Consider the following 6,378-nt stretch of genomic DNA (forward strand, 5'->3'; position numbering starts at 1 on the left):
ATTGGCCCGAGAATTGGGTGCCAAATGGGTTGGCGGAGCTTCGGAATCCCCTCCGGACCGGTTACATGGGTCGATCATCTTTGCTCCTGCGGGAGAGTTGGTTCCTCCGGCTCTCAGAGCACTCGAGCGAGGCGGGACTGTAGCTCTGGCCGGCATTCACATGAGTAGGCTCCCGTCACTCGATTACGATCATGAGCTGTTCGGCGAGAGAGTCCTTCGGAGTGTCACAGCCAATACCAGGCAGGACGGATTGGATCTCCTGCGCGAAGCGGCGGCAATTCCGATCAAGCCAAAAACCCAGCAATTTCCGTTAGGTGAAGCCAACCAAGCCCTTCAAACTCTCAAGGAAGGGGCGATCAAAGGCGCAGGGGTCCTGACGATCGCATAAACCTCCGCAATGTATCAGCAAGCGATGAGAACAGTATAACCTCGCTGAACCGCGGTCCCACCCTATGTTAGGATTGCCCATGCTCTTGCGATCGACCTTCGCCCTCATCGTGACGGGAATCTGCCTTTGGGCCGCCTCTCCGGTCTGGGCTCTTGAATTTACTGCGGATCAAATCACCAAGATCAACGGAAGGACCCACAAGTCTCACGTCTATTATCGTGACCAGATGTGGAGAATCGAGCACCATTCAATGGGCCCGGTGAACGTCAGTATCGTACGTAAGGATAAGCGCGTCGTCTGGTTGCTTCTGTCACGCATGAAACACTTCAAGACCCTGCCCTACTCTGCCGACCAGGACCTTCGAGTAACTCCGAAATTGGAAGGCGAAGTCTCCCGCCAGGAAATCGGAACCGAGATTCGAGAGGGCCATCAGACAATCCTCTATGAAGTGACGACGAAGGCCGGCGAACGAGTCGAAGAATACTATCAATGGGTGGCGACCGATATCCAATTCCCCATGAAACTGGCGAAGAAGGACGGGAGTTGGATCGTTGAATACCAGCACGTGAAATTGCGATCCGTGTCGGATTCGTTGTTTAATCTGCCTGTTAACTTCCAGCCGTTGGAAGAATTTAAGAAAGACCTTCCCGAAGAAGTGCTGCCCCACGGCATGTAGAGGGGAGTGTGATTACCAGGAGGAGCAATGTTGTTGAACCGTGGAACTGTCATGTTGCTGCTGTTCATGTCTATCCTGTCTGCGGAGACCATCGTATTCAGCATGGATGTGAGCGACGTCAAGCAAGAATGGACCGCAGAAGGGAAAGCCCTTGCGGCGGAACGCGTGAATCTTCCGGCTTACGACGAAATGGTCCGGATTCCCGCGGGTCCGTTCACAATGGGTAGCGACAAGAAAACCGACCGTAATGCATACGCCGTCGAGACCCCGCAGCGCAAAGTGTTCCTTGACGCATATGAGATCGATAAGTACGAAGTCACGACAGTGCAGTATTTGAAATTTGTCCTGGCCACCGATCGTCCTCCGCAAGTCGACTGGAAGTTCGACGGGGGGAACTTCCAGGAGGCTATGGCGGCGCATCCGATCATGCATGTCACGTGGTACGAAGCCGATGAGTATTGCCGCTGGGCCGGCAAGCGGCTGCCGACCGAAGCTGAATGGGAGAAGGCCGCACGAGGTGATCAAGACGCACGCATCTATCCTTGGGGCAACGCGATAGCGGGACTTTCACGCGCGAATTTCGGACGAACGGGACTGTCCGGGCCGGTCCGCGACCGTCCCGAGCGGCTTCTGCTGTATCCGCCGATCATCTCCGTGTTCAAGTACGAGAACGCCCTCAGTCCATATGGATTATTCCAAACGGTTGGCAATGTGGCTGAATGGGTGGCCGACTGGTACGACAAAGACTATTACAAGACGGCACCGGACCGGAATCCGAAAGGACCCGAAACCGGTGACCATAAAGTCTTTCGCGGCGGAGGATGGATCGACAGCACCCCGACGGTTCGAGTGGCGCAACGCTTCGGGGCCAGTCCCGATACGTCCATGAACTGGCTTGGTTTCCGTTGTGCAAGGGATGTGAGTCCGTGACCAATCACGTGAGCCAGGTTCTGCCTGAGACGACGTGCGGTATGCTCTCGAAACGGGGCAGTCCAGACCAACACCTCGCCCTCGGCCTATCGAGCTAGTCACGACACTGGTTTCCTGGTACGCACACCACGGGCTTGACATTTCATTCCCAGGACGCCCAATCTATCTATTCGACCACTGCCTCATAAACCTCTACGAACCCTGGGACGAGGTTGCGCCCAATGATACGAAGGGCTGCAGAGTGGTGGAGAAAGCTCCGTATCCAGCACAAGCTCTGGACGGTTCTGCTACTCCTCTGCGTCCCCCTCGCCGGAGGACTCGCGAGTCACCTCTACGTCGTCCAAAATCTTCTCGATCTTCAGCAGCAACGACATGATTTGATTTTAGCCCACGAACAGGTTCATCAACTGCGGCGTTTGGCTATCGACATTGAGGACGGATTTCGCGGGTATGTTCTGACTCAGCAGGATTCCTTCTTGATTCCATTGAATGAAGCAGAACGTAGGATCGACCGCGTGATGACGGACACGAATGTCTTGTTGGCGAGGGTTTCTGGGAGCCGCGAGGATCTTCGTTCTCTCGAAGGTCAGCTGAAGAAGCTCCTTCAGTCGAAACATGAACTCATCGCCGATATTGAGCATGGAAACTTGTCAGGTGTTCCGTCCTACGTTCAATCGGGTGAAGGACTTCGTTTATCCGACGCTATCCGGAAGGACCTTCGAAGAGTCGAAGACCGACTTGAACAACAGCGAGAATTGTTGAACACGGAAGCCAATGCCTTATCGCAACGGACTTTCATCGGGTTGTGGCTTGCACTGGCCGGAGTGGTGATTCTCGGCTGGGGCGTGTCGCGTATCCTGGCCCGTTCTCTGACGAACCCTATCATGCGGCTGCAATCCGCCACAAAGAGAATCGGGGCAAACGTTGATACAGACGGGATTGCCAAACTTCTGGAGAGTGAGCAAGGGGCCGGAGATGAACTCGGCCAGTTAGCGAGGTCCTACCTTGACATGGCTCAACGCATTCAAGACCATGTCAAGGAACTCGAAGCATTGGATGCGATCGGACACGAGATCAATACGATCGGACCTGACGGGTTGGACGGCGTGTTGCGGCGCATCACCGATCGGGCGGTCGAATTGGTAAAGGCTGATGTCTGCCTGGTCCTCCTTCGAAACGAATCTATGGGGTGTTGGGTGGTGGAGGCTGCCTCCGGTGAGTGGAATGACTCGCTGAAGAACTCAATCATGTTGTGGGAGGAATTGCCGGTCAGTGTTCAAGCATTCGAAACTGGCGAGGCATCGGTTGGGGAACGATTCAGGTCTGACGAGCGGCCGCAAGTCTCACGGCGGAATCTCATCGGGGACAGCATGTTAGCGGTTCCGCTTTTGTCGCAAGGAATTCCGTTTGGGGTGTTGTCACTCCTGAGCGAACGATCGCGTTCTCCTGAGGAGTGGAATAAGCGTTTGGCGATTGGGTTGGCCCAAGAGGCCGCATTGGCCATTTCCAACACGCGATTGTATGAAGCGGTGCAACAGAAGCAACGCGGACTGCAAACCAGGTTACGGCAGCTCGAATATTTGGCGGAAACATTGGCACATGACCTGAAAGCGCCGGGATCGCGGATGGAAGAGTTGGCTGAGTTGTTGTCTGACAAATTCAAGGGGCAGGTCGACGATCGGACGGATCGTTGGCTTATGTTGATGAAGGAAAACGGTCGCGACATCGTCCGGCGCGTGGAAGGGATATTGGAAGTAGCTCGAGTCGGGGTGGGGCAAGGGGCCGTATCAGCAGTCGATCCACGACTCGTGATCGACCAAGTATTGAAGGCCCACGCTGGCGAGCTTGAGCAGTTGCGTGCAGTGGTGCGAGTGGACTCTGCTCTTCCCCTCGTGGCCTGCCATGGCGCGTACCTCAGACAGGTGTTCGACAATCTGATTTCGAATGCGCTGAAGTACTCGCATCCGGACAGAGTCCCGACAATACACGTGTCCGTTTCGATTGAAGACCGCATGGCCTGTTTCTCCGTTCAAGACAACGGAGTCGGAATTCCGCCCACTCAGCACGAGCGCGTATTCAAGCCTTTCGTCCGCTTGACCCCTTTGGAGGCGAAAGGGAGCGGCATCGGCTTGGCTATTGTTCAACGGATTGTTGAGCTGTATGGTGGTCGAGTGTGGATCGATGATTGCCAAGCAGAGGGTTGTACCGTGAAATTCACAGTCCCCTGCCTGAGCCAGGAGATTGCTGGCGGATCTCAGGCCAATGATGCAGTCGGGAGTTCCGAGGTTGTGCAGATATCAACCCCGGGCTTGCTATAGGAGTTTGTCGTGGCGAACGGTGCCGTTCTGGAAAGTCGACCCTCAAGGAAACGATCCAAGATTCCGTTCACAATTTTGATCGTCGAGGACAACCCCACCGACATCGAGCTGATGTTGCACGCCTTGGAGAAAGCCGATCTGAAACCTCTGGGCGGAGACTTCGAAATGGAAGTGCGGGCCAATGCCGAAGGGGCACTGCAGCTGCTCAGTGAACGCCCGGTGGACCTTGTCCTGACGGATGTTATGTTGCCGGTCATGAGCGGACTAGACCTCGTCAGCAGGATTCAAACGATCGATCCGAATCTGCCGGTGCTCGTCGTCAGCAGAATCAATGCCGTCTCTCAGGCCGTCGACGCTATGAGGCGTGGGGCCTTCGACTATGTGTTGAAGCCCGTCAATGCGGAAGATTTGGGCATGCGCCTGCATCGGGCCATCCGCATTTCGGAAATTCTACGTCGTCATGCGATCTACGAGCAGCACGACCGGCAGGAGTATGAAGCCAACAGTCTGGTCGGTGTCAGCCCCTCTTTCGAGCGTGTGCTCGCAAGGATCAGCGAAGCAGCGCAGACGAGATCGACCGTGTTGATTACCGGAGAGACCGGGACAGGGAAGGGGTTGATCGCCCGCGCCATCCATCAGCAGAGTCCCGAGCAACATCGGCCCTTCCAAGTGATCGACTGCGCCACGGTTCCCGAAGGCGTGATGGAAAGCGAATTGTTCGGGCACGTTCGAGGAGCCTTTACCGGCGCGATCTCGGACAAGCCGGGGCTGATCGAATTGGCGAACGGTGGTACCGTCTTCTTTGATGAGATCGGAGAGCTGCCCTTGCTGCTACAGTCGAAGCTGCTGCGGGTATTGGAAGAGAACGAAGTGCGGCCGGTAGGGGGGACCAGAGTCCGAAGGGTCGACATGCGGTTCATTGCCGCCACGAATCGGGATCTCGAAGGGCGCGTACGGGACGGGTCCTTTCGGAAGGATCTCTATTATCGACTGGCTGTTGTTCAGATTGCGGTACCTCCGTTGCGTGCTCGCCAGGATGACATACCGGTCATTGCCCGCCATCTGCTGGGCAAGCTCGGCCGTGAGGTTGGGAAACCCCGCTGCTACTTCGACGAGGGGGCGCTCGATGTGCTGATGGCCTATCCCTGGCCTGGAAACGGTCGGGAATTGCGCAATGTCGTGGAGCGTGCGGTGTTGATTGCGTCAAACGACCTCATCAGCGCAAAGGATCTTCGTTCCTTGCTGCCGAGCCCGCCTGCCTCCTCTCAGGATTCTGCCGAGGCGCTCTTAAACGCACTTCCATACATGGAAGCTAAAGAGCAGGCGATCGAACAATTTACAAAGTCATATCTCCAGGCGAAATTGGCCAAGCATGACGGGGTAATTACCAAGGCGGCCGAAAGCAGCGGTATTCCACGCCAACATTTCTCCCTCCTCATGAAACGCTATCTTGGAAGCGACAGTTCGGATGATCTCTAAGCACGTGTCCTCTCAGTAGCGTTCGCACGTCTCGCCGCTTGCCAGAACAGCCTCTCAACTCCCATTGCGTCTCCTTTACGTAACGGACTTACCCCTTGGCATGCATTAGTGTTTGCATGCTCAAGGTTTTCTCTTCAAGTTTTTTAACTGCATGAATCGATATGCGCATACAAGTCGTTGATAATGTTTGCTCGAATTTGACGATCTCCCTTCATGCATATCCACGTATTCTTTTTGTTCTTGGCGCACGGTTATTAGTGCGCCCTTATCCTAGCTTCTGACACCGAATTTTACCTTTGCAATCCGTACCTTATACGCCATGGTTCCTCAGGGATACGTATTTTTTCTTGACTGGCAATCTCCTTGCTTCACCACACCCTGTCCAGGGGTCTCATGGCCCGAGCATGAGTCCCTGATTCTTCAAGATGAAGGGAGGTGGGATGATCAGTCGGCAGTCAGTCAGTAAGACACGTGGGCTCCTAGGGAGCCCTCAACTGAGGAGGTATCAGCAATGTTTTTATCACGTCGGCAATTTTTGAAAGTCTCCGCGGGGACGGTGGCGGCGGTTGCCGTGGCCGATAAAGTCC

5 protein-coding genes and 1 pseudogene are annotated in these 6,378 nt (G+C 55.2%); all 6 read left to right on the forward strand.

Annotated elements, in window-relative coordinates; genetic code table 11:
* Positions 1-388, forward strand: a pseudogene (locus ACWVCN_RS08160) (alcohol dehydrogenase); the annotation flags it as partial.
* Between the two features lie 79 nt (positions 389-467).
* On the forward strand, positions 468-1,064 hold the full coding sequence (locus ACWVCN_RS08165; protein ID WP_455245070.1) for a hypothetical protein: 597 nt from the start codon (positions 468-470) through the stop codon (positions 1,062-1,064).
* A gap of 27 nt (positions 1,065-1,091) precedes the next feature.
* Positions 1,092-1,994, forward strand: coding sequence for a formylglycine-generating enzyme family protein (locus ACWVCN_RS08170; RefSeq protein ID WP_455245071.1), 903 nt, complete (start codon positions 1,092-1,094; stop codon positions 1,992-1,994).
* 221 nt (positions 1,995-2,215) lie between these two features.
* Positions 2,216-4,312, forward strand: coding sequence for an ATP-binding protein (locus ACWVCN_RS08175; protein ID WP_455245072.1), 2,097 nt, complete (start codon positions 2,216-2,218; stop codon positions 4,310-4,312).
* A gap of 9 nt (positions 4,313-4,321) precedes the next feature.
* Entirely contained in the window at positions 4,322-5,791 is a 1,470-nt protein-coding gene (locus ACWVCN_RS08180; protein ID WP_455245073.1) for a sigma-54-dependent transcriptional regulator, read from the forward strand.
* Positions 5,792-6,302: 511 nt separating this feature from the next.
* Positions 6,303-6,378: twin-arginine translocation signal domain-containing protein (locus tag ACWVCN_RS08185; RefSeq protein ID WP_455245061.1), on the forward strand; the 76-nt coding region annotated here is incomplete at its 3' end.

It is taken from the genome of Petrachloros mirabilis (assembly GCF_975968855.1).